General features: G+C 65.3%; 28 protein-coding genes and 1 tRNA gene. 18 read left to right on the top strand and 11 right to left on the bottom strand.

Going from position 1 to position 25,193, the window contains the following annotated elements; genetic code table 11:
• Nucleotides 1-19: 19 nt before the first annotated feature.
• Complete coding sequence (locus tag VF34_RS11205; protein WP_027494468.1) at nucleotides 20-1,207, top strand: DNA polymerase III subunit delta'; 1,188 nt, start codon at nucleotides 20-22, stop codon at nucleotides 1,205-1,207.
• Here VF34_RS11205 and VF34_RS11200 read toward each other — a convergent pair.
• A complete protein-coding gene (locus VF34_RS11200) occupies nucleotides 1,204-1,722 on the bottom strand; it encodes a CGNR zinc finger domain-containing protein (protein WP_045841434.1) in 519 nt (172 codons plus the stop codon). The two genes, VF34_RS11205 and VF34_RS11200, sit on opposite strands and share 4 nt — an antisense overlap.
• 87 nt (nucleotides 1,723-1,809) lie before the next feature.
• Here VF34_RS11200 and VF34_RS11195 point away from each other — a divergent pair, with 87 nt between their 5' ends.
• The 4 genes from VF34_RS11195 to VF34_RS11180 all read left to right on the top strand — a co-directional run bounded on the left by VF34_RS11195 (nucleotide 1,810) and on the right by VF34_RS11180 (nucleotide 3,850).
• Complete coding sequence (locus VF34_RS11195; protein ID WP_045841433.1) at nucleotides 1,810-2,505, top strand: SDR family oxidoreductase; 696 nt, start codon at nucleotides 1,810-1,812, stop codon at nucleotides 2,503-2,505.
• Between the two features lie 66 nt (nucleotides 2,506-2,571).
• Nucleotides 2,572-2,644: transfer RNA gene (locus tag VF34_RS11190), tRNA-Thr, on the top strand.
• Nucleotides 2,645-2,769: 125 nt separating this feature from the next.
• A complete protein-coding gene (locus VF34_RS11185; RefSeq protein WP_032364533.1) occupies nucleotides 2,770-2,988 on the top strand; it encodes a hypothetical protein in 219 nt (72 codons plus the stop codon).
• Nucleotides 2,989-3,040: 52 nt separating this feature from the next.
• Nucleotides 3,041-3,850 (top strand): lipase family alpha/beta hydrolase, encoded by an 810-nt coding sequence (locus tag VF34_RS11180; protein WP_045841432.1) that lies wholly within the window; start codon nucleotides 3,041-3,043, stop codon nucleotides 3,848-3,850.
• Here VF34_RS11180 and VF34_RS11175 read toward each other — a convergent pair.
• Genes VF34_RS11175 through VF34_RS11160 form a run of 4 tightly spaced genes read right to left on the bottom strand, consistent with a single transcriptional unit; the run spans nucleotide 3,840 to nucleotide 7,856 of the window.
• The gene (locus VF34_RS11175) at nucleotides 3,840-4,652 is read right to left on the bottom strand and encodes an ABC transporter permease (protein ID WP_027494448.1); all 813 of its coding nucleotides are present in this window, start codon (nucleotides 4,650-4,652) and stop codon (nucleotides 3,840-3,842) included. The genes VF34_RS11180 and VF34_RS11175 overlap by 11 nt on opposite strands.
• Entirely contained in the window at nucleotides 4,649-5,611 is a 963-nt protein-coding gene (locus VF34_RS11170; protein WP_032386024.1) for an ABC transporter ATP-binding protein, read from the bottom strand. Before VF34_RS11170 ends, VF34_RS11175 begins: the two co-directional genes overlap by 4 nt.
• Nucleotides 5,608-6,699 (bottom strand): LolA family protein, encoded by a 1,092-nt coding sequence (locus tag VF34_RS11165; protein WP_156158518.1) that lies wholly within the window; start codon nucleotides 6,697-6,699, stop codon nucleotides 5,608-5,610. Before VF34_RS11165 ends, VF34_RS11170 begins: the two co-directional genes overlap by 4 nt.
• Before the next feature lie 59 nt (nucleotides 6,700-6,758).
• Entirely contained in the window at nucleotides 6,759-7,856 is a 1,098-nt protein-coding gene (locus VF34_RS11160) for a DNA alkylation repair protein (protein WP_045841431.1), read from the bottom strand.
• A 303-nt stretch (nucleotides 7,857-8,159) separates the two neighbouring features.
• Here VF34_RS11160 and VF34_RS11155 point away from each other — a divergent pair, with 303 nt between their 5' ends.
• Together VF34_RS11155 and VF34_RS11150 are read left to right on the top strand one after the other, a co-directional pair.
• Complete coding sequence (locus tag VF34_RS11155; protein WP_045841430.1) at nucleotides 8,160-9,281, top strand: PAS domain-containing protein; 1,122 nt, start codon at nucleotides 8,160-8,162, stop codon at nucleotides 9,279-9,281.
• Nucleotides 9,181-10,437, top strand: a complete 1,257-nt coding sequence (locus tag VF34_RS11150; protein ID WP_052718662.1) for a putative bifunctional diguanylate cyclase/phosphodiesterase — start codon at nucleotides 9,181-9,183, stop codon at nucleotides 10,435-10,437. Before VF34_RS11155 ends, VF34_RS11150 begins: the two co-directional genes overlap by 101 nt.
• Nucleotides 10,438-10,440: 3 nt before the next feature.
• Here the strand turns inward: VF34_RS11150 and VF34_RS11145 are convergent, their stop codons facing one another.
• Nucleotides 10,441-11,688: an MFS transporter gene (locus VF34_RS11145; RefSeq protein WP_032373817.1), complete on the bottom strand. Its 1,248-nt coding sequence runs from the start codon at nucleotides 11,686-11,688 to the stop codon at nucleotides 10,441-10,443.
• A gap of 112 nt (nucleotides 11,689-11,800) precedes the next feature.
• On the opposite strand from VF34_RS11145, the gene VF34_RS11140 reads away from it, so the two are divergent.
• A complete protein-coding gene (locus VF34_RS11140) occupies nucleotides 11,801-12,685 on the top strand; it encodes a LysR family transcriptional regulator (protein ID WP_032373818.1) in 885 nt (294 codons plus the stop codon).
• Nucleotides 12,686-12,735: 50 nt separating this feature from the next.
• Nucleotides 12,736-13,827 (top strand): spore photoproduct lyase family protein, encoded by a 1,092-nt coding sequence (locus VF34_RS11135; protein ID WP_032373819.1) that lies wholly within the window; start codon nucleotides 12,736-12,738, stop codon nucleotides 13,825-13,827.
• A 4-nt stretch (nucleotides 13,828-13,831) separates the two neighbouring features.
• Here VF34_RS11135 and VF34_RS11130 read toward each other — a convergent pair whose 3' ends face one another.
• Nucleotides 13,832-14,200 (bottom strand): winged helix-turn-helix transcriptional regulator, encoded by a 369-nt coding sequence (locus VF34_RS11130; protein ID WP_032364524.1) that lies wholly within the window; start codon nucleotides 14,198-14,200, stop codon nucleotides 13,832-13,834.
• Nucleotides 14,201-14,309: 109 nt separating this feature from the next.
• Here VF34_RS11130 and VF34_RS11125 point away from each other — a divergent pair, with 109 nt between their 5' ends.
• The 5 genes from VF34_RS11125 (at nucleotide 14,310) to VF34_RS11105 (ending at nucleotide 19,105) form a co-directional block, all read left to right on the top strand.
• Nucleotides 14,310-14,690 carry a RidA family protein gene (locus tag VF34_RS11125; protein WP_032373820.1) on the top strand — a complete coding sequence of 127 codons (381 nt, stop codon included), beginning with the start codon at nucleotides 14,310-14,312 and terminating at the stop codon, nucleotides 14,688-14,690.
• A 75-nt stretch (nucleotides 14,691-14,765) separates the two neighbouring features.
• Nucleotides 14,766-15,323 (top strand): dihydrofolate reductase family protein, encoded by a 558-nt coding sequence (locus VF34_RS11120; RefSeq protein ID WP_027494440.1) that lies wholly within the window; start codon nucleotides 14,766-14,768, stop codon nucleotides 15,321-15,323.
• A gap of 39 nt (nucleotides 15,324-15,362) precedes the next feature.
• The gene (locus VF34_RS11115; RefSeq protein ID WP_032373821.1) at nucleotides 15,363-16,595 is read left to right on the top strand and encodes an AGE family epimerase/isomerase; all 1,233 of its coding nucleotides are present in this window, start codon (nucleotides 15,363-15,365) and stop codon (nucleotides 16,593-16,595) included.
• 48 nt (nucleotides 16,596-16,643) lie between these two features.
• Nucleotides 16,644-17,999: a hypothetical protein gene (locus VF34_RS11110; protein ID WP_032373822.1), complete on the top strand. Its 1,356-nt coding sequence runs from the start codon at nucleotides 16,644-16,646 to the stop codon at nucleotides 17,997-17,999.
• Complete coding sequence (locus VF34_RS11105; protein ID WP_032373875.1) at nucleotides 17,996-19,105, top strand: hypothetical protein; 1,110 nt, start codon at nucleotides 17,996-17,998, stop codon at nucleotides 19,103-19,105. The genes VF34_RS11110 and VF34_RS11105 overlap by 4 nt, the downstream gene beginning before the upstream one ends.
• Nucleotides 19,106-19,133: 28 nt before the next feature.
• Here VF34_RS11105 and VF34_RS11100 read toward each other — a convergent pair whose 3' ends face one another.
• Together VF34_RS11100 and VF34_RS11095 are read right to left on the bottom strand one after the other, a co-directional pair.
• The gene (locus VF34_RS11100) at nucleotides 19,134-19,394 is read right to left on the bottom strand and encodes a hypothetical protein (protein WP_052053276.1); all 261 of its coding nucleotides are present in this window, start codon (nucleotides 19,392-19,394) and stop codon (nucleotides 19,134-19,136) included.
• A gap of 118 nt (nucleotides 19,395-19,512) precedes the next feature.
• Complete coding sequence (locus VF34_RS11095) at nucleotides 19,513-20,046, bottom strand: CGNR zinc finger domain-containing protein (protein ID WP_045841428.1); 534 nt, start codon at nucleotides 20,044-20,046, stop codon at nucleotides 19,513-19,515.
• A gap of 39 nt (nucleotides 20,047-20,085) precedes the next feature.
• Between VF34_RS11095 and VF34_RS11090 the strand changes: the two genes are divergently transcribed.
• Nucleotides 20,086-21,087, top strand: a complete 1,002-nt coding sequence (locus VF34_RS11090; protein WP_045841427.1) for an EamA family transporter — start codon at nucleotides 20,086-20,088, stop codon at nucleotides 21,085-21,087.
• A gap of 7 nt (nucleotides 21,088-21,094) precedes the next feature.
• On the opposite strand, the gene VF34_RS11085 is transcribed toward VF34_RS11090, so the two are convergent.
• Nucleotides 21,095-21,739, bottom strand: coding sequence for a TetR/AcrR family transcriptional regulator (locus VF34_RS11085; protein ID WP_045841426.1), 645 nt, complete (start codon nucleotides 21,737-21,739; stop codon nucleotides 21,095-21,097).
• 72 nt (nucleotides 21,740-21,811) lie between these two features.
• Here VF34_RS11085 and VF34_RS11080 point away from each other — a divergent pair, with 72 nt between their 5' ends.
• Genes VF34_RS11080 through VF34_RS11070 form a run of 3 tightly spaced genes read left to right on the top strand, consistent with a single transcriptional unit; the run spans nucleotide 21,812 to nucleotide 24,891 of the window.
• The gene (locus VF34_RS11080) at nucleotides 21,812-22,678 is read left to right on the top strand and encodes an SDR family oxidoreductase (protein WP_045841648.1); all 867 of its coding nucleotides are present in this window, start codon (nucleotides 21,812-21,814) and stop codon (nucleotides 22,676-22,678) included.
• Between the two features lie 25 nt (nucleotides 22,679-22,703).
• The gene (locus VF34_RS11075) at nucleotides 22,704-24,194 is read left to right on the top strand and encodes a flavin-containing monooxygenase (RefSeq protein ID WP_045841425.1); all 1,491 of its coding nucleotides are present in this window, start codon (nucleotides 22,704-22,706) and stop codon (nucleotides 24,192-24,194) included.
• Nucleotides 24,195-24,231: 37 nt separating this feature from the next.
• A complete protein-coding gene (locus VF34_RS11070; RefSeq protein WP_032391319.1) occupies nucleotides 24,232-24,891 on the top strand; it encodes an NADPH-dependent F420 reductase in 660 nt (219 codons plus the stop codon).
• 14 nt (nucleotides 24,892-24,905) lie between these two features.
• On the opposite strand, the gene VF34_RS11065 is transcribed toward VF34_RS11070, so the two are convergent.
• On the bottom strand, nucleotides 24,906-25,187 hold the full coding sequence (locus VF34_RS11065; RefSeq protein WP_052053277.1) for a protealysin inhibitor emfourin: 282 nt from the start codon (nucleotides 25,185-25,187) through the stop codon (nucleotides 24,906-24,908).
• Nucleotides 25,188-25,193 lie beyond the last annotated feature (6 nt).

Here is a 25,193-nt window from a genome sequence, read left to right as displayed (position 1 = left end):
AACCGTTAGGGTTGCCAGCATGGCGGGTGTGTTCGATCGTTTGGTCGGTCAGGAAGATGTCGAGGCCGATCTGACGGCTGCAGCAGTGGCTGCTCGTACGGGCGTCGACTCGTCGGCGATGACGCATTCGTGGCTCTTCACCGGCCCTCCCGGGTCCGGGCGTTCCATCGCCGCCCTGTGCTTCGCTGCGGCGTTGCAGTGCACCACCGAGGGCACTCCGGGGTGCGGACACTGTCAGGCGTGCTCGACGACGATGGCAGGCACTCACGGCGATGTGCGACGCGTCATCCCGGAGGGTCTGAGCATCAGTACCAAGGAGATGCGAGACATCGTCTCGGTCGCGTCGCGTCGGCCGAGCACCGGTCTGTGGCAGGTGGTCGTCGTCGAGGATGCCGATCGACTCACCGAGGGTGCCGGAAACGTACTGCTCAAGGTCGTCGAGGAGCCGCCCGCTCGGACGGTGTTCCTGTTGTGCGCTCCGTCGGTCGATCCGCAGGACATCTCGGTGACGCTGCGCTCGCGCTGCCGGCACGTCTCGTTGGTGACGCCCACCGTGCCGGCCATCGCGCAGGTGCTGCAGACCCGCGACAAGCTCGACGCCGAGACCGCGGAATGGGCCGCGTCGATCAGCGGCGGCCATGTGGGCAGAGCACGCCGACTCGCCACCGACGAGGACGCGCGGGCGCGACGCAAGCGGGCACTTGCCCTGGCGTCGGCCGCGGCCCGTCCCAATCAGGCATACCTCGCAGCCGAGGAACTGGTGAAGGCCGCCGAGGACGAGGCCAAGGAAATGAGCGCCACTCGTGACGAGGCCGAGACCGAGGAATTGCGCACGGCCCTCGGAGCTGGAGGTACAGGTAAGGGCGCTGCCGGAGCATTGCGTGGCTCGGCCGGAGTGCTGAAGGACCTCGAGAAGCGGCAGAAGTCTCGCGCCACCAGAACCGGCCGCGACTCGCTGGATCGGGCGTTGATGGACCTGGTGGGCCTGTACCGCGACGCGCTCGCGCGTTCGTACGGCTCGACCGCGACGGCTACGCACCCCGACATGGCCGAGCAGGTCGAGCGAATGGCGAAAGCCGTACCGCCCGAGGCTCTGCTGAAGAGTATCGAGGCGATCCTCGAATGCCGAGAGTCGTTGGCTGTCAACGCAAAACCCAAATTTGCGATCTATGCGATGGTGGCGACGCTCGGCGACGTGCTGCGTTAGTCCTTCGCTTTTTTCCGCGCCCGCGAAGCGCGAAGATTGGCGACATTGCCGCACGTCTTCACGTCGTGCCAGACGCCGCTGTTGTTGCGGGAGCGGTCGTAGAAGGCAGATCCACATGCCTCGTTCTTGCATCGCTTGAGTCGACGCCACGTGTCCGCTTGTTGGGCGAGAAGCACTTCGGACCACATCTTCGACGCGATGTAGTCGGCCCCGGTGCCGGTCGGCATCAGTCGTACGGTGCCGTCGTCGCCCGGTACGAGTTCTGCTCGGACGGCCGGACTCGTCGGCAGGTCGCCGGCAATGGCCGCTTCGACATCCGAGCGCAGAGCCCGCAGCGTGGCCGCATCGTCGTCCGACAGCGTGGTCTCCCACACGAGCGATGCTGCCTTCCCGTCCGCTAGGAGGTCGGGGAGGCCGTACGCGTCGATGGCTCGCGTGTTGAGCAGATTCTGAACCACCTGAAGTCCGTCGGGTGCCGGTGCGAGGCGGAAGCGCTCCGTCGGCGACTGTGACATAAGTGAACAGTATTTGACTATGTCGAACTGGTCAACTACTACTGACAGAGTCAAAAGCATTTAACCTCTGTCGTAAGGGTGAGTTCGATGGTGTCTGTTTCGGGAGCAACGGTATTGGTGACCGGCGGTCAGCGCGGTCTGGGCAAGGCGACGGTCGACGCATTGCTCGAGCGTGGGGCAACGAAGGTGTACGCGACTGCGAGGAGCCCGCGAGAGGACTCGGATCCTCGGGTGGTGCCCGTTGCTCTCGATGTCACCGACACGGATTCCGTTGCCGCACTTGCCGATATCGCGTCCGATGTGTCGATCGTCTTCAACAACGCCGGCGCTCCCGGAACGACACCGTTGCTGACGACGTCGATCGATGAGGTTCGCGCGGTGTTCGAGACCAATGTCTTCGGCGCGCTGCGAATCGCGCAAGAGTTCGCTCCGATACTGAAGGCAAACGGCGGCGGGGCGTTGGTCGACATTCACTCGGTGCTGTCGTGGCTCGGCGGTGCAGGTGCCTACGGCGCATCGAAGGCGGCGATCTGGTCGGTCACCAACTCGCTCCGGCTCGAGCTCGCACCGCAGGGAACCCTCGTTGTGGGGGTGCATCTCGGGTACACCGACACCGACATGATCGCCGAACTCGACGTCCCGAAGAACGACCCACGCGACGTGGTGCGCCAGGTGCTCGACGCCCTGGAGGCCGGGGAGACCGAAGTGCTCGCCGACGACCTGACCAGGCACGTCAAGACGATCCTCAGCGGGCCTGCGGAAGGACTCGGCCTCGCGGGCTGACCGTCAGGGAGGGCGATTTTCGTTTCGACCCGATGCTCCGTTAGACTCACCAACGCCGAAAGGCACGCCGCCTTAGCTCAGTCGGTAGAGCATTTCACTCGTAATGAAAAGGTCAAGAGTTCGATTCTCTTAGGCGGCTCAGACTCAGCCCCTCACCGATACAAATCTGTGAGGGGCTTTTTCGTATTCCGCTCCGGTGAGCGTCGGACTCGTCAGCCTCGCGGACCCCGCGACATCCATCACCGAACGAACAGGAACACCCACATGATCGACGCCGTCATCTTCACCAACTACTCCGATACCGAAACCCCCGTTCGAATCAGCACCATCGACGGACACCAGCATGTCGGCAAGATCGGGGCCGTGGACAACAACGATGAGGACGGTGGCTTCATCACCGTCGCCCTCACCGAGGTCCCCACAGGGTCCCCCTACGTCACCGTCGTCATCGCTGTCGACGCGATCACCGCCATCGAAAGCTGAACCGCAGACACCCTGACCTTCCGCACCACCGTCGACGGGCACACTGGACGAGGTGTTCGCCTCCCTCGCCCCGGCCCGTCGTCGCCTCGCGTACGTCGTACTCGCTCTCGTCCTGATCGGGGTTCTCGCGGCCGTGGCGGCCTTCGTCGCATCGCGGTCCACGAACGACCCCGTCGCGAGCGTCGACCAGTCGGTTCCCGGCCCGGTGCTGCTGGTCCCCGGGTTCGGCGGATCCACCGATGCTCTCGAGGTGCTCGCGGCGGAACTGCGGGAGAACGGCCGCGACGCCACCGTCGTGGCCCTGCCCGATGGTGGCGTCGGCGACCTGACCGCACAGGCGCAGACGCTGCGCGACGCCGTCGACGCGGCTCTGACTCGGACGGGAGCGACCTCGGTCGACGTCGTCGGCTATTCCGCCGGCGGGGTGGTGGCCCGGATCTGGGCCGCTGACCTGGGTGGTGCCGAGCAGGCCCGGCGCATCGTGACCCTCGGCTCCCCACACCACGGCACCCAGGTGGCGGGGCTGGCTGCCCAAGTCCTGCCCGACCGGTGCCCGATCGCCTGCCAACAGCTGGCCCCGAACAGCTCCGTGCTGGCCGGCTTGAACTCTGGCGACGAGACGCCGGACGGGCCGCAGTGGGTGTCGATCTGGACCGAACTGGATCAGGTGGTGACCCCGCCGAACTCGGCCCGGCTCGACGGGGCGATCGACATCCCCGTCCAGAGCGTGTGCGCGGACTCGGCCGTCGACCACGGAAACCTGCCCCGTGATCCTCTCGTCGGCGCGATGGTCTCGGCCCAGTTGGACGGCAGCTCTACGGTCGAGCTCGGCGCAGCCGACTGCAGCCGTCTCAGCTCGTGATGTCCTTAGTGGTGAAGTTCGCCCACGCGGCCCCCAGGAGCACGACGACGTAGACGCCCTGCAATCCGACGCCGCGCACCAGGTCCCGCGTCGGCACCGGGTCGCGGAAGAGATCGACGAAGGCCAGCCAGTACCGCGTCGGAAGGTACGGCGCGATGGCGTCGGCGGCGTCCAGCGTCAGCAGTAGCGAGCTGGCGATGAGGAAGGCCAACGCGCCCAGCGTCGCCGCGAGTGGCGAGTCGGTCAGGGTCGACAGGAACAGCCCCATGGCAGCAACTCCGAGCATCGACAGGGTCACGTAGAGCACGGCGATGACAGTGCGCACGGCGACCTGTTCGTCTGTCAGTACCGTGCCGGACACGCTGGACACGCCGGCCAACGACGTGGTGTCGAACAGCGTCGTGCCGACGAAGTATGCGACGGCAGCAACGATGACCACGGCCAGCAGCACGAAGGCGGCCACCGAGATCAGCTTCGCGACCAACAGCTTCGTTCGTCCGACGGGGCGGGCGAGCAGGTAACGCAGGGTGCCGGCCTGAGCCTCGCCGGCGACGGAATCGCCGGCGATGACCGACACCGCGACCGGAAGAAACAGCGGGAGCACGATGGCGAGAGCGGCGAGTGGGAAGAGCTGGCCGTTCGTGGTCACCGCGGACAGGAAGGCAGGGCCGTCGCCGGGACGCGGACCGACGTCGGTGAGTGCCAGCAGGCCCGCGACGATGGTGGGCAGCAGGTTCAGCAGGAGAATGACGACCCAGGTGCGGGGTCGGCGAAGCATCGCGCGCAGTTCGACGCCGATCATGCGGTCACCTCCGATCGGACGGAACCTTCGCGAGGGCCAGCAGGACCGTCGACTCGGTCCGAGCTGGCACCGGTGACCGCCAGCACCGACTGCTCGAGGCTCATCTGCTGCGGGCTCAACTCGCTCACCCGGACTCCGCCTTCGACGAGCAGTCGATTGAGCAGGGCCGGATCAGGGTGTTCGATCACGAGTTGCTGCCCGTCACGCTCGAGCACGGTGGCGTCCTCCACGTCGGACAGGACCGTCACCGCGTCGGCGGGGTCGGGGGTACGCACGAGCACTCGGCCGGTGGGTTGTTGGAATGCAGAGAGCTGATCCTGCAGAACGAGGCGACCTCGATCGAGCACTCCCACTCGGTCGCACAATTGCTCCACTTCGGCCAGCAGGTGGCTCGAGAGGAACACGGTGGTGCCCCGTGAATGCAAGTCCAGCAACAACTCTCGAATCTCCAGGATTCCCTGCGGATCTAGGCCGTTGGTCGGCTCGTCCAGTATCAGCAGCTCGGGGGTGCGCATGAGGGCCGCGGCCAAGCCGAGGCGTTGCCGCATGCCGAGCGAGTACTGCTTGACCGGCCTGCGTCCGACCCCGGCGAGGCCCACCTGCTCGAGGGCCTCGCCGACGCGGGCGGTGCGGGTGCGCCGAGAACCACCGGGGCCGGCCGCGTCGAGCAGCGTGAGGTTTCGTCGCCCGGAAAGATTGGGGTAGGCGGCGGGGTTCTCGATCAGTGCACCCACCCGCGGCAGCACACTCCTGCGTCGTCGGGGCATCTCCTCGCCGAGCACCTGCATCTGCCCGGAGGTGGCCAGGACCAGCCCGAGCAGCATCCGCACGGTCGTCGTCTTGCCGGAGCCGTTCGCGCCCACGAAGCCGTAGATGTCGCCGGCGCGTACGTCCAGATCGACGCCGTCGACGGCCCGCACCGATCCGTAACGCTTGGTGAGGCCGGTCGTGCGGATCATGTGGCTGCTCCTTCGAGCTGCTGGGCGGCGGTGGCCAAGGTTTCTGCGGTGACGGTGCCGGAGAGCAGATATCGGCGGCGGTCTCCGGCGGGCTCGGTGATCAGGACGTTCAGCGGTCCGATCGACAGCGCCACGCTGTCGCCGGTGACGACTGCGCCGGGAGCGGCCCGCAACTGGTCGACGAGCCCGCGCGCGGCGCGACGCGGCAGGGGAGCGGCGATCAGCTCGGTCACGCCGCGGCCGTAAATCCCGACGGATCCCGGTCCGTCGCGGTCCCGCAGATTCAGTCCGGACAGAGTGGACGGAAGACGGGGAGAGTCGATCCCGTCGGCGAACGAGGCGATGTCGAGACCGTCCTGCTGCTGCACATCGGTACCCGGGGGCGGGACGAAACGGACGGTGTCGGCGTCGGGCATCTCGGGTGAGAAGTCCAGGAATGCAGTGCTGACAACAGGGCGAGCGGCCCCGCCGGCGAGCACGTCGACCTGCAGTGGCAGCCCGCTGTCGGGGTCGACCCACACGTCGACCTCGGTGATCGTGCTTTGCGGCTCGGCGGGGACGAGCCGCAGGCCAGGGGCGTCCCGGCCGGCAATTCGGCGGGTCGGCAACCGGGTGACCTCGTCGGTGGTCGCCTCACTGAGCAGCCGCTGCCCGAGCTCCGGCGGCAGCAGGTCGGCCTCGCGCGGCAGACGCAGGCTCGGTTCGGGGACCGGGGTTGCCACAGCCGTGTTCTGTTCGTAGTCCCATCTCCACAGCAGAGCCGGGGACCGGTAGAGACCGCGTTCACCGGCCAGGCGGACAGTGTCGACGCGAAAGCTGTCCGGGGCGCGGTACCAGGCGCGCAGGGTCGTGGTGTCGCCCAACAGATCCGGTAGGCCGCCGAGTCCGTCGGTGACCGGCAGGGTGACGCCGCCAACTGCCTGGGCGTAGCCCGAATACGGTGTTGCGGTGGAGGACTGGACCCGAGACAGCAATTCCGCCGCACCGATGTCCGACGCGTCGACGGGCAGGCGCTCGATCACCGAGGGCGTGGCGACGAGCAGCGCGATGCCGAGCACCACTGCCAGCCACCGCCACTGTCCACGCACCTCATCGACCGTACGGACGTAGCCGATGTGCCGCATCCGGGTGGTACAAAGGCGCGCGGCTAGTGGACGAGCACGAACTCCGCGAGACCGTAACTCACACCGTTGATCTGGAGCTCGATCGAGTGCGGGCCGGGGTAGTACTTGCGCGTGGTCAACGGTCTGAACGAGTGTCGGCGCGCAACCTCGATGCTCTCGCCGGGCGCGACCGATTTGGTCGTCAGCTTGAACGTTTTCCCCGTCACCCCGCCGTTCGCCTTGGTGTGGTGCACGACGTAGTCGATCGCGATCTGTGCGGGCTCGACGCCGACGTTGCGAATATTCGCGGTGAATCCCAGGCTCTCGCCGATCTGCAACTCGGCTACGTCCACGGCAGGGCCCGTCACCTCGAGGTCGGCCGGGGCGAACCCCAGTAACGCGAGCGCGTCGGTGTTCCCCTTCTTGATCATCGTCCGAAGCGCATGGCGCGCGAGCCGGCCGGTGTTGGCGTCCGGCTCGCCCAGCCACCGCGCCGCGGTCCCGACGACGACATCCGGGATGTCTCGGCTGAAGTCGTTGAGATGGTTGGCAACCGACCGCCGAACGTAGTCGCTGTCGTCTCGGTACAGCCTGTCCAGAATCGGCACGGTGACGCCGGGGCGCGCGAGGATTTCGGGCACTCTCACCGACCACGGCAAGTACGGTCGAGTGCCTTCCGACGCGAGGCGGCGAACGTGTTCGTCCGGTGATTGCGTCCACTCGGACGCGATGGCGAGCGCCCGATCCAGATCGGTCCGGAGGAAGGTCCGGATGGCGAATTCGGAGGTCAGTCGGCCGGTGAGCTCGGCGAGCAAGGACATCCCGTCGTCGAATGCGGTCGCAGTTCGCTCGTCGACGGCCTTCGATGCGACAGCACTCGTCACGGGCCAGATGGACCAGCCTCGAAAGTCGGGATCCGCAGCGGCCAGTCGGATGGTCCGAGCGAACTGGGCGTAGTCGCCCGGCAGCCCTGTCAGTAGCGCGTCACGCAGCAGGTCGGCGCGGGCTCGGAGTGCGAGTGGACCCAACCCGTCCGACGACTCTCGAAGCGACGACAGATCCGCGTTCGGAGCAGCCGTACGAATGGTCCGAAACAGCGTGTGGGCTGCGTCCGGACCGAGTAGTTCATCGGCGAAGGGCATGAGAGCTTCTTACCCGACGCTTCGTGCTCGTTCGGCGGCGGACCGAAGGTGCGGATTATCCGGCGAAACGCCCGATTCGAGGCTGCCCGAACGGCAGCAGTGTAAAAAGAACTGCGATAACCTTCGCGAAACACAATGTGCTGAAACGCTGGTCAATGCGGGTTTTCGGTGGTGAAGTATCGAATTCCGGTCTCGGTCCGATCATTCTGTGCAACGCGCTACGAACCTGGGGGGTCGCATCGTGCTCGTCGTCGACTCGAACCGACTCGTGAGCCCGGTGTACCGAGCCGATGAGCGATCGCGGTGAGCGGGTGGCTCTGGGTGGTGATCCTCAACGGGATCACCGCTGCTGCGTACTCGGGGATCGTGCTGTTCATCGTCCGAGGGCTGTTGCGAACCGGGCAGTTTCGCGCCAACCGGCTCGCGGTCGCCACCGCCGCGATCTTCACGACGTGTGCCGCCCACCACTTGATCCATGCGTGGCATCTGACGGCCGGGCTCGGCACTCACGCAGCGCATCTCGGTACCGATTCCGGCATGGGAACCCTGGACGCAATGCGGGAGTCGATGGGCGGGACCGTCGATGTGATGGTGACGGCCTCGACGGCACTCGCCGGCGTCGTCTACCTGGGGATGCGCCGCTTCTACGGACCGTTGCTCCGCTCACCTGCGATGTTCGACGACGCGAGCGAGGCCCGGTATCGGCAGCTGGCGGCGAACCTCCCGCACACGTCGGTGCTCGTCGTCGATCGCGACCTGCGATTCATACTCGTCGAAGGTGCCGGACTGCTGGCGGAAGGATACGACCCGCGGCGGATGGAAGGGCAGCTGCTGCAAGACACTGTGCCGCCGGAGGTCTACGCCCGATTGAAGCCTTACTACGCAGCGGCCATCGACGGCGAGGAATCGTCTTTCGACACCGTGGGTGCCCGGACGGGTTCGATCTTCGCCGTCAAGACCAGACCTCTGCGCGATGACACAGGTCGAATCGTCGGCGCGATGGTGCTGTCCGAGGACGTCACCGCCGAGCGCGAGGCGCGCGCCGAGCTCGAGCAGGCGCGTGCGTTCCGTGATGCGGTGCTGACGGCATCGCCGGACGTCACCATCGTCACCGATGTCGAGACCGGGACCGTGAAGTGGGCCTCGCGCAACGTCAGGTCGTTGTTGACCGGGCCGAACCAGGACGGCTCACCCGGCGACACCGCCGCCCCCGAGGACGGGTTGGAGTCGGTGGTGCCCGAGGACATCGACGTCGTCCGGGCAGCGGACCGGGACGCTGCCTCCCTGCCGGATGGGGAGAGCGTCAGCATCCGGTACCGGGTGCGTGCGGCGGACGGCTCGCACCGGCGCTGCCGCGGCGGTGCTGTTCTGCGATTTGGACGGGTTCAAACGAATCAACGACACCGGCGGCCATGCGGCCGGTGACGCCGTGCTGGTCGAGGTCGCTCGCCGCTTGCGTTCGGTGCTGCGGGCCGAGGACTCGATCGCCCGCGTCGGCGGCGACGAGTTCGTTCTCGTCGTCGATGCGTTGCCTGCGGAGAACGGGACAGGCAAGCCTGCGGGCGGCGCGCTTGCCGCACAGGTCGCCGAACGAATCCGGACGGTACTCGCAGCGCCCATCGCGTACGGAGGCCGTGAGTACGTGGTGTCGGCAAGCGTCGGGATGGTGTTGGTCCGCCGGGGCGTCAGTGCCCAGGAAGCGCTGCGCGATGCGGACTCCGCGATGTACCGGGCGAAGCAATTGGGCAAGGACCGAATCGAACTGTTCGACGACGCGCTGCGGGTGCACGCGATCGAGCGTGCGTACATCGAACAGACCCTGAGGGACGCGCTCGATCCTGATCGCGGCGGTTCCGCGACATTCGGTGTGGCCTACCAACCGGTCTACGATCTCGGCAGTCGGCGACTCGTCAGTTTCGAGGCGCTCGCTCGCCTGCGGGACAGCACGGGCACAGCGATTTCACCCGACAGATTCATCCCGGTGGCCGAGGACACGGGGCTCATTTCCGATCTGGGTGAGCGCGTGCTCGACGACGCTCTCGGCACCCTCGCGCGGTGGAAATCCGAGAACCCGCCTACCTCCGCGTCCGACGAGCCCGTCACGATGGCCGTGAATCTCAGTGCCCGACAGGCTCAACACGTCGACATTTGTGCGGCAGTGGAAACAGCCCTCGAGCGGCATCGAATGGCTCCGGGGGACCTCGTTCTCGAACTCACCGAGTCCGTGTTGCTCGATTCCGGCTCGTCGGTCCTGCGTCAGCTCGGCGAATTACGCACGCTGGGTGTGGGAATCGCCATCGACGACTTCGGAACGGGCTTCGCGAGCCTGCGATACCTCGCTACGCTGCCGGTGAGCGCAGTGAAGATAGACCGGTCCTTCACCTCCAGCATGACCAGTGACGCGACGAGCAGCAGCATCGTCGGAGCAATCATCAATCTGGCTCGCGATCTGAAACTGGGCTGCGTGGTCGAGGGCATCGAAACTCTCGACCAACTCGAAGCGCTGCCCAATTCTGTTCAGGGACAGGGCTATCTGCTGGGCAGGCCTGCCGAGATCGCGTCGGATACCTGGAATCCCTGAGCCTCACCGCGGGGTTGCCGAGGCCCGTCGAGCCAGGGTTGCCACTCCCAGTAGAAGTACCAGCACCAAGGCCGCAAGTCCGGTCATGGCTGCGGTTGCGGACATCGAGAGGGTGGCGATTCCGATTCCCACGGCCGGAATGCCCAGGCCGAGGTACGCGATCAGGAACAGTCCGGCCAAGGCCTCGCTTCGTTCGGCCGGTGCCGCCATCGCGGCGACGGCTCCCACTGCAGCCTTGAACAGGACGCCCGCCCCGATTCCGGCCACGACGCCGCCGACCAGGAATGTCGGCAGGCTCAGGGTGTGCATTCCGACCACCAGCGCGATCAGACCGAGGGCTTCGGCCGAGATGCCGAGTGAGAGTTTCGCTGTGCTCGACATGCGACTGGTCATCGTCTGCGCGAGCGCTGCCGTGCCGAACACTGCGAACACGGTGGCACCGCTGAGGGCGCGGGACGGATGGTCGAGTGTGCCCGCCACGAATCCCGGTGCCACCGAGGTGAACACACCGAACACTGCGAACGACGCGAAACCGGCTGCGGCAGCGGCGAAGTACCCGGCGCGATCACCATGATCGGCACTGATTCGCTGCGGGCGATAGGCGGGCCGCTCCGGCATTTCGGCCACGGTCTCGGGTACCAGCGCGACACCGACGACAGCGACGACGATCAGTACCGCGAACACCAGATACGGGGTGTGCAGGGGAGCCGCGACGAACTGCGCCAGGAACCCGGCTACCAACGGCCCGACGCCGAGTCCGCCGATGTTCGCTGCGGTGGAGACCTTCTCGAATCGCTGGCCGGACGCGGTCGGCCGGTGCGTAGAATGCAGCTCGTGCAGGTAGGCCGTGGCCGTCGCGGTGAGTGCTCCGACGCCGAGTCCGGTGATGAGCCGTGCGACGAGCAGTAGAGGAAGTGCAGTGCCGCTGAGGAACATGACCGCAGCCACCAATTCGAGCAGCAACGCGGCGATCAAGACCTTCTTCCGGCCCACCCAGTCCGAGACATGGCCGGCCAGAACAAGACTGACGATCACGCCGACGGCGTAGGCCGCGAACACGATCGTGACCATGAACGTCGAGAAGCCGTCACGCACCTGATAGAGCGGGTACAGCGGGCTGGGCACGGTGGAGAACGCCATCGCGGTGAGGAATGCCGCCGCAACCACCCAGAAGCCGACGCCGTGTCGACGAGTCGAGGTCGGTGAGTGAGTCTGTGCCGGCGGAGCGGCGGGCAGGGTGTCGTAGGACATGTCGTTCTCCGATGTCGGTGTTGTTCGTTCGGATACGACTGTCCTCGGACTCGACGATCACGTCCAACGAAGAAAAACGCTGACAACTATCTCGATATGCGATCATCGATGGATGGAGCTGCGCCACCTCGAATACTTCGTCGCGGTCAGTGAAGAACAGAACTTCACCCGTGCCGCTGCCCGTCTGCATATCGTTCAATCTGCGGTTTCGGCGGCGATCAAGTCCCTCGAACGAGAACTGGGTGCATCGCTGCTCGATCGCAACTCCAAGCGTGTGCTGCTGACCGAGGCAGGCCGGGCTCTGCTTCCCCGTGCTCGGGTGGTCCTCGATGCCGCTCGCGATGCCCGTGATGCGGTCGACGACGTTCGAGGCGGCCTGCGCGGCACCGTCAGAATCGGCACGTTGACCTCGATCAAGCTGATCGACCTTCCCGGTCTGCTGGGCGAGTACCACCGCCGGTTTCCGCACGTCCAGCTCATCACCGGCGCAGCGCCGTCGGGCACTCAGGGGCTACTCGAATCGGTGGCAGACGGCCGACTGGACCTCGCGTTCGTCTCCGACTCCGGCCGACGGCCCGCCGGGATCGACGTGCGCGAACTCGCGTCGTCGGTATTGGATCTGGTGCTCCCGTCGGACCACCCCCTGGCCGAACGAGAGTCCTTGACGCTGGACGACATTGCACCGTACGACTTCATCGACTCGCCGATCGGCTTCGGAAATCGCGCGGTGGCCGACCGCGCGTTCGCCGACGCGGGATTGCAACGACGCGTGAGCATCGAAATCACCGATATCTCCACCGGCGTTGCCTACGTCCGCAACGGCCTCGGGATATCGCTGCTACCCCGGTTCGTCCTGACCGAGCGGAGCGGTGTGGTCGTCACCACGGTGTCGAAAGTGGATCTGACGTGGCCGCTCGCGGTTGCGACCTCGTCGACTCGCGCTCCGAGCGCGGCGGTACGTGCCCTGCTGGGCGTGCTCGACGAATTTCTCGCCTGAGCTGCGGTAACCGGGAAGCATTGCACGCTGCGACGCGTTGAACACGAGTAATGGATGATCTTCTGGTTGCCCCCACTCGACTCTGGACACCCTCGCGTGTCCTGGTCACCAAGTCTGCGTCCGAGTTACCCCACACCGCGGAAATTCTCCGTCGGTGCGAAGCAGCAGGCGTCGCCGACATCGACATTCTGTCCGGTGACCGCCTCACCGGACTGCGTGGTGAGTCCGAGCGCGAGACCTACGCACGAGCCAAGTCGACGATGGCCGTGGTGGTCGCCCCGCCGAGTGTGCTGAAACCGCAACCGATTCCGCCGAGCGCGGACTGGCGGATCGACCTGGCCAAGGGATGCCCGGCGCATTGCCAGTACTGCTATCTCGCCGGCTCGTTGGCCGGTCCGCCGATCACCAGGGTCTTCGCCAACCTCGACGACGTGCTGGCCGGTATCGGCACTCACGCAGGCCGCGGTTCCATCACCTCCGGCACCGATGAGCGCGGGCACGAAGGCACCACATTCGAGTTATCCTGCTACACCGATCCTTTGGGGATCGAACACGTGACGGGCTCTCTTGCCGAGGCCGTTCGCAGAGTGGGCGCGGGCGTGTACGGCGACGACGTATCGCTGCGTTTCACCACCAAGTTCGACGACGTCCGCGAGTTGGTGACGCTCGACCACGGCCGCCGAACGCGAGTTCGGCTGTCGGTCAACGCCGATGACATCGCGCACCGCTTCGAGGGCGGCACGGCACGTATGCCGGCTCGGATAGAAGCTCTGCGGCAGTTGGCACTGGCCGGTTACCGAGTGGGGTTGACGATCGCGCCGATCATGCCGATCCCGCAGTGGCGCGAGCAGTACGGTCGATTGCTCGCGAATGTCGCCGACGCGTTGCGCGATGTGACCGATCTCGATCTGACCGCCGAAATCATCACTCACCGCTTCACGCCGTCGAGCAAGGATGTGTTGTTGAGCTGGTATCCGGGAACGAAACTGGAGATGGACGAGGGCGCGCGCACAGCGAAGAGAAACAAGTTCGGCGGCGTGAAATACGTCTATCCGAAGGACACGATGGCCGAGATGCGCAGCTGGTTCGTCGACGAACTTCGCGACGTTCTGCCCGACGCGCAGCTGCTGTACTGGACGTGAACCGTCACAGGGCATCGAATCGGTCTCGCGCTCGGTCGATGTCGTCCATGTGCGTGGTTGCCCACGCTAGCAGGACGTCGACGGGAGTTCGAAGCGTTTTGCCCAGGGGAGTGATTCGATATTCCACCGCCACCGGGCGGGTGCTCAGCACCGTGCGTTCGATGATTCCGTTGCGTTCGAGCTTCCGCAGCGTTGCGGTGAGGGACTTCTGAGTCACCTCGGGAATCCCGCGGCGGAGATCGTTGAATCGGCAGGGGCGCTCGCACAATTCGTTGAGTACTTGCAGCGACCATTTGTCCAGCACCTGATCCAACAGTTCGCGGTGCGGGGCAGTGATCGTGAGTTCTGCGGTGCCGTCGGCGGTATCGGTCATGAAACCAGGTTCCCTTGAAGTGTCCTTTGTGTACCAGGTATCAACGTTATACCTGAATTTCTACGACGAAGGACCAACCACGAGCGTCACTCGATTCACCCCGCCCGGAATGATGCAACCCACCCCGTATCACCACGTGGCGGTGGGTCAGGGTTCTCGACACGTCCACGTCAGCGGTCAGATCGCCCGGAACGAGGACGGGTCGGCCATCGATACCGACGACCTCGCCGGTCAGGTTGCGCAGGCGCTGCGCAATACCGCGATCGGATTGACCGGTGCAGGAGCAACATTCGAGGACGTACTGCGGCTGACGTTCTACGTCACGCACTGGGCTCCCGAGCTGATCGGTGAGTTCATGGACGGCGTCACGCGCGTCGCCGACGAGATCGGACTGCCGACTCCCATGCCGCCTGCGTCGTTGATCGGAGTGGATTACCTCTTCGAACCGGACGTGCGGGTCGAGGTGGAAGCAACCGCGATTCTGGACTGAAACCGCGGATAGGCCGGTGACTTCTCGGCGGTGCGGAGGTCGATACCGGCAAACCCACCCGACCTTTGGAGTGACATGGCGATTCTGACCTACAACCTGCATGTTTCCCTCGACGGCTACATCGAGGATCCCGACGGCAGCCTCGACTACTCGATGCCCGACGAGGAATCGCATCGGTTCTCGAATCGACAGACCGTGGAGACGAGCGTCTTTCTGTTCGGACGGCGGCTGTACGAGGCCATGGAGGACTACTGGACCGACCCGGAACGGGCGGCCGGCGACCCCGTCGAAGCCGAATTCGCCGAGCTGTACAAGGCAACTCCCCGGGTGGTCTTCTCGGACACCCTCACTTCCGTGCCCGACGGTTGCCGGCTGGTCCGTAGTGCCGACGCCGTCGCGGAAGTGGAGCGAATGAAACGGGAGACCGAGGGCACGTTGGCCGTCGCCGGCGCGTCGTTGGCCGCATCGCTGTTCGACTCGATCGACCAGTTCGAGCTCATTGTCGTCCCGACCATCCTGGGTGGTGGAAAGCCGTACTTCCCCGTGGGGCACCGACTGAACCTGGTGCTGGAAGAGCAGAGGCACTTCCCCACGTCGGGCTGGATGTATCTGCGGTACAGGGTGGTTCGGTAAGCAGACCTGTCGTCCGGCCCGATCGCGCAGAATGGGCTCATGACATCCGGTGATCGTCGTCAGTGGTGGACCTTGCCCGCGCACCAGCGGTGGCTCGACACAGAATCGGCTCGGCTCCTCCGGTTCGGTAGCTCGCTCGAGCATCCTGCCGGGGGAGCGGCGTGGTTGAACGACCGCGGACATCCGGACCTGAGCCATCCGGCCCTGACCTACATCACTGCTCGGATGGCGCACGTGCATTTCCTGGCCTCGATGCAGGGGTATCCGGGGTCTCGTAGGAAAGCCGATCGAGTGTTCGACGGTCTACTGACGACGTTGCGGGACAGCACGAACGGCGGGTGGTTCGAGTCCAGCGCCGACGCCTCGTCTCCCGATGCGACGAAGACGGCCTACACGCACGCCTTCGTAGTGTTGGCTGCAGCCGCAGCCGCAGCGGCGGGACACCCCAGTGGACGGGGGCTTCTCGACGAAGCCCTCGAGGTCGTGGATCGGCGATTCTGGGACGAGAACCACGGCATGTGCGCAGACACCTGGAATGCGAGCTGGACCGCGCTCGACGGCTATCGCGGAATCAACGCCAACATGCACATGGTCGAGGCGCTGCTGGCGGCGGCCGATGCGGGTGCGCCCGAGGTCTGGCGAAGCAGGGCAGTACGCATCTGCGACAACGTGATCGGCTGGTCACAGGCGAACGAGAATCGCATTCCCGAGCATTTCACTGCGGAATGGCAGCCGATGCTCGAGTACAACAGCGGCGACACAGCAAACCAGTTCAAGCCTTACGGAGCAACGGTGGGGCACGGTTTCGAGTGGGCGCGGCTGCTCGTGCAGGCGAGTCTCGTGGCCGATAGCCCTGGTGGCCACGATTACGTTGCCGCCGCCGCGTCGCTGTATCACCGCGCGGCGCAGGACGGCTGGCAACCCGGCGGCCCGTCGCCTGGCTTCGTCTACACCACCGACTGGACTGGGCGACCGGTAGTGAGAGAGCGTCTGCACTGGGTGTTGTGCGAGGCGATCGCGGCCGCCGCGACACTGGGTCGTCGGACCGGAGAAGACCGCTACGACAACGACTATCGCACCTGGTGGGACATTGCCGCCGACTCCTTCATCGACCTCGTCGACGGCTCCTGGCATCACGAACTCGACGCGGACAACAGGCCCGCAGCCACGGTGTGGAGTGGCAAACCCGACCTGTACCACGCTGTGCAGGCAACATGGATCAGCCGAGGTGTGAACAGCTCGAGTATGGTGGCGGCGCTGCTGGCGGCCTGAATGGCCGCATCGGACCAAAACCGTCCGTTGGGTATGTAGTGTCGTCTCGTGCGCGAAGGTAGAAGACACAACGCCGTCATCGACGTATCCGTCATCGTCACGGTGGTCGCACTCGGTGTCGTTGCGGCCGGACTGCTGCATTCGCCGGAAAGTGAACTGCCGCCCGGAAATGCTGTGTCATCCGGAGAGGCCGCGCGCGACGGTGACTACTCCATCGTCTCCGAGCCTGTCGAGTATCCGGCCGACATTCCGGGGTGCTCCGAGGTCGAGCCACCCCCGCCCAGTGAGGATGGGCGCCTCATCTCGGTCATCGGGAGTCAGGCTCCGTCCTACGACAATCCTGCCTACCCGTGGTTGACCGCGAGCAAGGCGGGAGCGATGACCGACGCTCTCGTGGGCGCACTTCCAGCGGATGTCACCGTGAAGTTGGCCGCCCCATCCCAGTCGCTGACCTTCCAACCGGTGGACGACTTCGGCGGTAATGTGCCGGAGGGCCTCGAGGCAAGCACCAGTGCCCGCGGCGACCTGACTCGCGCGGGGGTGTCTGCGTTTTCCAGCGTCGATGTTCGACCGTCGTCGACGGGGATTCCGGCCTGTGTCGCAGGCGTTCTCGACGCCCGCACCACCGAGCCCGACGGAACGGTGGTCGATACCGACGACAGTTGGTACGAGATCGGCGGTGACCGCACGAACAGTCGCAGAGCGACGGCGTATCACCCGGACGGAACTCTGGTCACCGCGAATCTCAGTACTACCGTCGGTCCCGAATTTCCCTTGGACACATCCGAGTTGACCCGAATCGCGGCGCTGCCGGGCCTCCGAGTCGGTTCGCCTGCACCGGCGGGAAGCGCTGCGCCGCGCCAGGATTGCTCGGTCTCGCTCGCAGGGGAGGCGACAGCGGTGGATATCGACGAGGTGTCCTTGGACGCCGCGAACGAGGCGTTGACGACAACGTGGCAGGCGCTATCCGACGCGCCCGTCCTGAACCGGCCGATCGGGTCACTGGTACCCGATCGCACGGGCAGGGGTGCCTGTACGGACATCGACGTAGTGAACTCCGATGTAGCGCTGTCGATTTCTGCGTCCTCCGGCGCGGCACTCCCGGTGGCGAGGGACCCCTACGATCCGGAAAATGCGTACGAACCTGTTGTCGAGTTGCGAACACTGCCCGACGGTTCGGTGCTCGAATCGTACGACGTCGATCTGTCGAGCAGCATGACCGCGGAGGACGGAACCATGCGGTTGGCGAGGTCGGTCACGCTGACGCGACCGTCCGGCGTGCAGGTGTCGGTTCGGTCGACGGCGGATTTCGTTCCTGGCGGGGGCCGTTCGACACGGCCGGAACCGCTGCCATTCGAGCTACTGGATGCAGTCGCCCAAGCTCCGATCACGGAGTGGCCGTGAAGGATTCGACGACACGCACTGTTCTCGCTGCAGCCGCGGTGACGGTGGCAGTGGTATCCGTCGCCGCGGCTGCGGTCGTGCTGGTGAATGTGGACGTGTCCGTAAAGCCGTCGATGGACGATGCAACGACGTCGGCGTTCGACGAGATGCCGACGTTCTCGGAGGAGACGGAGACAATTGAGGTGCCGGCTGGGCCGGCGCTCGAGCCCAGCTCGCGGATCGACGCAGAGACCGTCTACGGCAGGCAATTCGCTGCATTCCGTTCGCCGACCGCAAGTTTGACGTTCGATCTCGGGGTCACGGGCGTGATCGACGCCGGCGATGTTCTCGTCACCGCAATGGGCCTGCCGAATCCACGGTCGTCTTCGCTCGATGCAGTCGAGTTCGTGGCCCTCGATGCCGACGACGGCAGTGTGCGATGGAAGGCGTCGCCCGGAACAGTCGACGTATGCGCGAGCGTTCCCGTTCAGAGCGAGATCGTCTGTCTCGACACGTATTCCGATGTGCAGTCCCTCGTCACTATCGGTACGAACGACGGGGTGGTGAAGCGGATACCGGTCCCCGAGGACTGGTACGTCTACGCGATCGAGAGCGACGGGACATCGGTGCTGTTGTTGGAAGGCAGCCCTGAGGACGGCGAATCCGTGTTGCACGGCGGGTCGGTGAATGCACTCGACCGAATGTGGAGGCTACCGATCACCACATCCATGGGGTGGGAGGGCCTGAGTGGCACAGTGATTCACACGGCCGACGGGCGAGGCGTCGTGGCGATGGGCGGGGAGGCGACATTTTTCGATCCGACCACCGGAGCACCCGTCCGGGGTCTCGACATGACCTCGGATGACACCGTCGTCGACTCCACCGGCGCTACTGTGTGGGAGTTGCCGGATCCGTTCGATACGGACAAGGTCATCGGCAACACTCGTTATTCGATCGACGGTCCGGCGTATGTCGCAACCACGGATTCCGGTGATGTGCGGTGGCATTGGACCATCCCGGCTGGATCCGATGGGTTCACCGACAGCGGCACTATCGCCCAGACGCGATCGGGTGTGTTCTTCCTCGGAACCGATTCGATGGTTCGTCTCGAATCGGTTCCGAGTTGACGCCGAGCAGCTCTACCGTGCGGCAGTGCTATTCCCGGTGCGGAGTGCGCTCACCGGTGTTCGGGTCCACGTCGAACAGTTGATCGGTGTTGTCGGGGGAGTAGACGACGGTGTCGACTTCCCGCGCGCGTCGTCGGGCACCATCGCGAACGGCGAAGAACGCGGCTGCGAACAGTACGACCACGGTGATGCCGGCGACGATCGCCCATCCCTCGAAGCCGCCCGCCAGAGCCGCGATCAGACCGCCCGCGGATGCGATTCCGGCGAAGATCAAGATGACGGCCAGCATGTTCTCGACTGCACGTGCCCAGCTCGTTTTCGAAGGCCTTTTCTCGACCATGGGGATGTTCCTCTCGCTAAGTTCCGTCGCCGAATACCCGAAACCCGGTCGTCTAAGCCCTGCGGTGCTACTGGGCCTTGCGTGCGCGGTACGCGGCGACCGCCGCGCGGTTGCCGCAGGTGGTGCTGCAGAAGCGGCGAGAGCGGTTTCGGGAGAGGTCGAGAACCAGCCCGTTGCAGTCCGGATCGGCGCAGACGTCGAAACGAGAGAGCTCGTCGGCTCGGATGACGTCGATCATGGCCATCGCGGTCTCGACGACGATGCGGGTTGCCAGTGGACTGTCGTCGGCGACGGCATGGACGTGCCAGTCGAGAGTGTCGTGCCGGACCAGTCGGGGCAGGGCCGAGGATTCGGCAAGCAAGCGGTTCACCTCGAGCACGGCATCGTCTCGACTGCTGGTGAGCAGTGATCGCAGGGTCGGTCGCAGGGCTCGGACGGCGTCCAGCTCTGCGTCGTCGCCGTCGAATCGCCCGGAGTACCCCTGTTCGGTTATGAACTCGGCCAGGTGCTCTCGTGTGGTCAGCGTGTCCGGGTCCTCGGCGGAATTGACCAATGCCACGGCGGACAGAAGCGACAGTTCTGCGTCATGAGCAAAAAGCATGTTGACACCTTACCAATTCACTCTTTACTGTCACATGTCATGACGGCTTACACTCATGACACGACGGTGGATCGCGCGGCTGCACACGACGCTGCCGCGCGATCGCGCCGGCTTTCGGGGCTCGGGTTCGCGTTGCTCTCGGCCGCGTCGTTCGGACTCTCCGGCTCGTTGGCCACAGGATTGCTCGACGCCGGCTGGACTGCCGGGGCTGCGGTGACCGCGCGCATTCTGCTGGCCGCCGCCGTCTTGCTGATTCCGTCGATCTTGGCGCTGCGCGGACGCTGGAGCCTGTTGGCCAAGAACTGGAAGCTGATCGCTGCGTACGGAGCGTTTGCGGTCGCAGGCTGCCAGCTCGCCTTCTTCAACGCGGTCGGCCGCATGGAGGTGGGTGTAGCGCTGCTCATCGAATTCACCTCGCCTGTTGCCGTCATCGGGTGGATGTGGTTCCGCCATCACCAACGCCCCGGTCGCCTGACCCTGGTGGGTGCGCTGTTGGCCGCGATGGGTCTGGTGCTCGTGCTGGACCTGATCTCCGGTGCCGACGTCGACAGCGTCGGTGTGTTGTGGGCGCTCGGTGCGATGGCCGGGGCAGCTGTCTACTGGGTGCTCTCCGCGGACGAGAGCAACGGACTGCCACCGATCGTGCTCGCCGGCGGCGGATTGCTCGCGGGTGGGCTGATCCTGCTGGTTGCCGGGCTCGTCGGAATCGTGCCGTTCGCGGCCCCACTGACCGACGTCACCTTCGTCGATGCTGTTGTGCCGTGGTGGGTTCCGATCATCGGGCTCGGAGTGGTGACCGCCGCGTTGGCCTACGTACTCGGGATCGCCGCGGGTCGACGCCTCGGCTCGCGGCTGGCGTCGTTCATGGGTCTGATGGAAGTTGTTGCGGCCCTCGTGTTCGCGTGGCTGTTGCTCGGCCAGGCTCCGGGTCCGATCCAATTGGCCGGTGGCGCACTGATTTTGCTCGGCGTCGTCGTCGTCAAATCGGGTGAACGCGTGACCGCGGACGAACCGGTGGAGCCGCTGCAGAGCAGGGCATGACAACTGCTCAGCCGTCGACGCGTCCGAACACCACCGCGGCCAGGATGGTGTGGGCACTGGCGATCACCGAGTCCAGAGGTTCGCGTTCGGGGGACAGCAGCCACTGCTGAGCGATGGTGAGGACCGCGCCGACGAGTCCCATTGCCAATGTTCGACGGTTCGGTCCGGCCAGGCCACGGCTGGATCCGACGGTCTCGGCCACCTGTAGCACTGTCGTGGAGAACGAGGTGGTGGTCTTTCGGTACAGCGCGTCGACGGTGGGGGATACGCCGAGAATTTCCACGAAGGCGATACGAGCGGATTTTGGGTGCTCGGCGACGAATGTGAAGAATCCGGTCAGGGCTCCTCGGAGCACCTGTTCGCTGGACTCCGTCTCCGAGGCCGCTCCGGCGAGGATGCTCTCGCGCATCGCGTCGGTGGCGCGGGCGTAGGTGGCCATCAGGAGTTCTTCGCTGTTGGTGAAGGACTCGTAGAAGTAGCGCTTGGTCAGCCCCGCTTCGCTGCAGACCTTCTCCACGGTCGCCGTCCGGTACCCGGTGGTGCCGAACACTTCGACGGCGGCATCGAGCAGCCGGGTTCGACGCTCCTGCTGCCGCTGCTGCGGGGGAGCTCCGCGGTACGTCCTGCCGACGTCACTGTGATGGGTAGTCACAGACAGATCTTGACACCGCTCGGTATCAGATGCAAAGTGTTCGCAGGAATGCATCTCGATCGAGGGGGAGACATGGCGTCATCGACGCTCCGGAACAAGGTCGTTCTGATCACAGGCGCGGCACGAGGAATCGGTGCCGAGACCGCACGTGCGTTGGCAGGTCGTGGAGCCAAGTTGGTACTCGTCGACGTCGACGAGGCTCCGCTGCGGGAGGTCGCGACGCAGCTGAAGGCCGAGGCGTTCGTCGCCGACGTCCGAAATCTGGACGACATGCAGCGCGCCGTCGACGGCGGCATCGCGGCCTACGGAGGCATCGATCTGGTGCTCGCCAATGCGGGAATCGCCAGCTACGGATCGATCCTGCAGGTGGACCCGGCCACGTTCCAGCGCGTCATGGACATCAACGTGATGGGCGTGTTCAACACCGTCCGCGCTGCGTTGCCGTCGCTGATCGAACGCAACGGCTACATCCTCGTCGTCTCCTCGCTGGCCGCGTTCACCCCGTGCCCCGGCTTGGCCGCGTACAACGCCAGCAAGGCCGCAGCCGAGCATTTCGCCAATGCGCCTCGGCTGGAAGTGAACTACCGAGGAGTCGACGTCGGCTCGGCCCACATGGCCTGGATCGATACCCCGATGGTCCAGGACGCGAAGTCCGATCTCACGGCATTCCAGGATTTGCTCGCGGTACTGCCCGGCCCCCTCGGGAAGACGATGACCGTCGAGCAGTGCGTGGATGCGTTCGTCGACGGCCTGGCCAAGCGCAAGCGCCGCGTCTACGTACCGCGGTGGGTTGGTGCGGCGTCCTGGTTCAAGGCCGTCATCACCTCGCGCGTCGGCGATCGCAGCATGTTGGCGCACGTGCCGACGATCCTGCCCAAGATGGACGAAGAAGTAGCGCGCCTCGGTAGGTCCGAGAGCGCCCGCAACAAAATCAGCTGACCCCCCACCGAAGGAATCGTTGCTCATGACTGCCGTACTGACCACCCCCGACGTCGATGTCCTCATCATCGGTGCCGGCCTGTCCGGGATCGGTGCCGCGCGTCACCTCGGGCACGATCTGCCCGGGAAGACGTACACCATCCTCGAAAGCCGCGGGGCGATCGGTGGCACCTGGGATCTGTTCCGCTATCCCGGTATTCGCTCCGATTCCGACATGTACACCCTCGGGTACAGCTTCAAGCCGTGGACGGGAGAGAAGTCCATCGCCGACGGTTCCGACATCCGTAACTATATTGTCGAAACCGCACGAGAAGCGGGTGTGGACAAGCACATTCGATACCACCACAAGGTCGTCGCCCTCGAATGGTCGTCCGAGCAGCAGTTCTGGACGGTCACGGCGCAGCGCAGCGACACCGACGAGACCGTCACGATCACCGCGTCGTTCGTGTTCTCCTGCAGTGGTTACTACAACTACGACAAGGGTTTCAGCCCGGAGTTCGTCGGCCAGGAGAACTTCGGTGGGCAGGTGATCCACCCGCAACACTGGCCCGAGGATCTGGATTACGCGGGCAAGAAGGTCGTCGTCATCGGCAGCGGTGCAACGGCGATCACACTGGCTCCCAACCTCGCTCGTGAGGCCGAGCACGTGACGCTGCTGCAGCGCTCGCCGAGCTACATCCTCTCGCTCCCCTCGAAGGATCCGATTGCGCAGACACTGCGGAAGCGTTTGCCGAAGAAGTTGGCGTACAGCGTGACTCGGCTCAAGAACGTGTCGATGGCCATGTTGATCTTCTCGTTGAGCCAGAAGTACCCGGAATTCATGAAGAAGCGGATCCGGAAGATGCAGGAGGGATGGCTGCCGAAGGGATACGACCTCGACACCCACTTCACCCCGTCGTACAACCCGTGGGATCAGCGCCTGTGCCTGGTGCCCGACAACGATCTGTTCCGCTCGATCCGCAAGGACGAGGTCTCGATCGTCACCGATCACATCGACAGCTTCACCGAGACCGGCCTGAAGCTGAAGTCCGGGCAGCACCTCGACGCCGATATCGTCGTCACCGCAACGGGATTGAACTTGTCCGCACTCGGCGGCGCGACCTTCCGCGTCGACGGTAGAGACGTGGATCTGCCCGGCACCATGGCGTACAAGGGCATGATGCTCACCGGAATCCCCAACTTCGCTTTTGTCGTCGGGTACACCAACGCGTCGTGGACGCTCAAAGCCGACATGGTCTCCAACTACGTCATGCGCCTGCTCGCACACATGGACGAGAACGGGTACAGCACCGTCGAGCTCGAACGCGACCCGTCCGTGGACGAAGAGCCGTTCCTCGATTTCGCCGCCGGCTACGTGCTGCGGGCCGTGGACAACTTCCCGAGGCAGGGCAGCGAAACCCCGTGGAAGCTGCGGATGAATTACTTCCGCGACCTGCCGGTTCTGCGGTACGGCAAGCTCGTCGACAAGGCGATGAAGTTCGGGCGGCCTCGATCGAAGGCCGCGGTCGCCTCCTGACGGGAATAGATCGAGTCCCTGATCGTTTGTTCCGGACATGAAAATTGGCATCATCGGAAGTGGATTCATCGGTGGAACGCTCGTGCGTCGCTTGACGGCGCTCGGTCATGAGGTTCGATTCTCGAACTCACGCGACCCGGAGACTCTGGCGGAGCTGGCGTCGGAAACCGGAGCGACGGCGGTGTGGGCAGCGGACGCGGCGCAGGATGCCGACCTGGTCATCCTTAGCATCCCGCAGAAGAACGTGCCCGACCTCGCCGCCGACATCGCCGGCGCGCGCAAGCCCGGAGCACCGATCATCGAAACGAACAACTACTACCCGCAGCAGCGCGACGGTCTGATCGAAGACATCGAAGGCGGCACACCCGAGAGCGTATGGGTGTCGCAGCAGCTCGGTGAGCCGGTGATCAAGGCGTTCAACGGAATCTACTGGAAGCACCTGCTGAAGAATGGTGTTCCTGCCGGGACCGACAAGCGCATCGCACTGCCGATCGCCGGGGACGACGCAGAGTCGAAGAAGCTGGTGTTCTCGGTGATCGACGAGCTCGGCTTCGACCCGGTCGATGCCGGTTCGCTCGCCGAGTCCTGGCGTCAGCAGCCGGGAACCCCGGTGTACGGCAAGGACTTCGGCGTCGACGACACGGTGAAGGCGTTGGCCGAGGCGTCCCCGGAACGCTCCGCGGAATGGAAAGCTTGAGCCGAGCTGCTGAACTACCTGACGCGACCCTCGCGGAGTGTGCGCTCCGCGAGGTCGCGTAGCGGCCCGGTCAGGGCCGAATCGCCGACCCGGCACGACTGCTCGCCCACAGACACGTTCCACACGAAGAGGTCGCGGGCCTGCGACTCGGCGGGCTCGGGTGGGGGCGGCTCAGCGAGGTACGGGCGCGCAGCCTCGACCAGCGACTGCCATTCCGGCTCGTCGGTCTCGACCACTCCGCGTTTGGACATCCCGGCGATCCCACCGGTTCGCAGTACCTCGATGCGCAGGCTCATGCCCCT

It is taken from the genome of Rhodococcus sp. PML026 (assembly GCF_000963615.1).
Classification (GTDB): Bacteria; Actinomycetota; Actinomycetes; order Mycobacteriales; family Mycobacteriaceae; genus Rhodococcoides; species Rhodococcoides fascians.
Note: the sequence above shows the minus strand (reverse complement) of the source record. Positions and strands in the feature narration are given on the sequence as shown.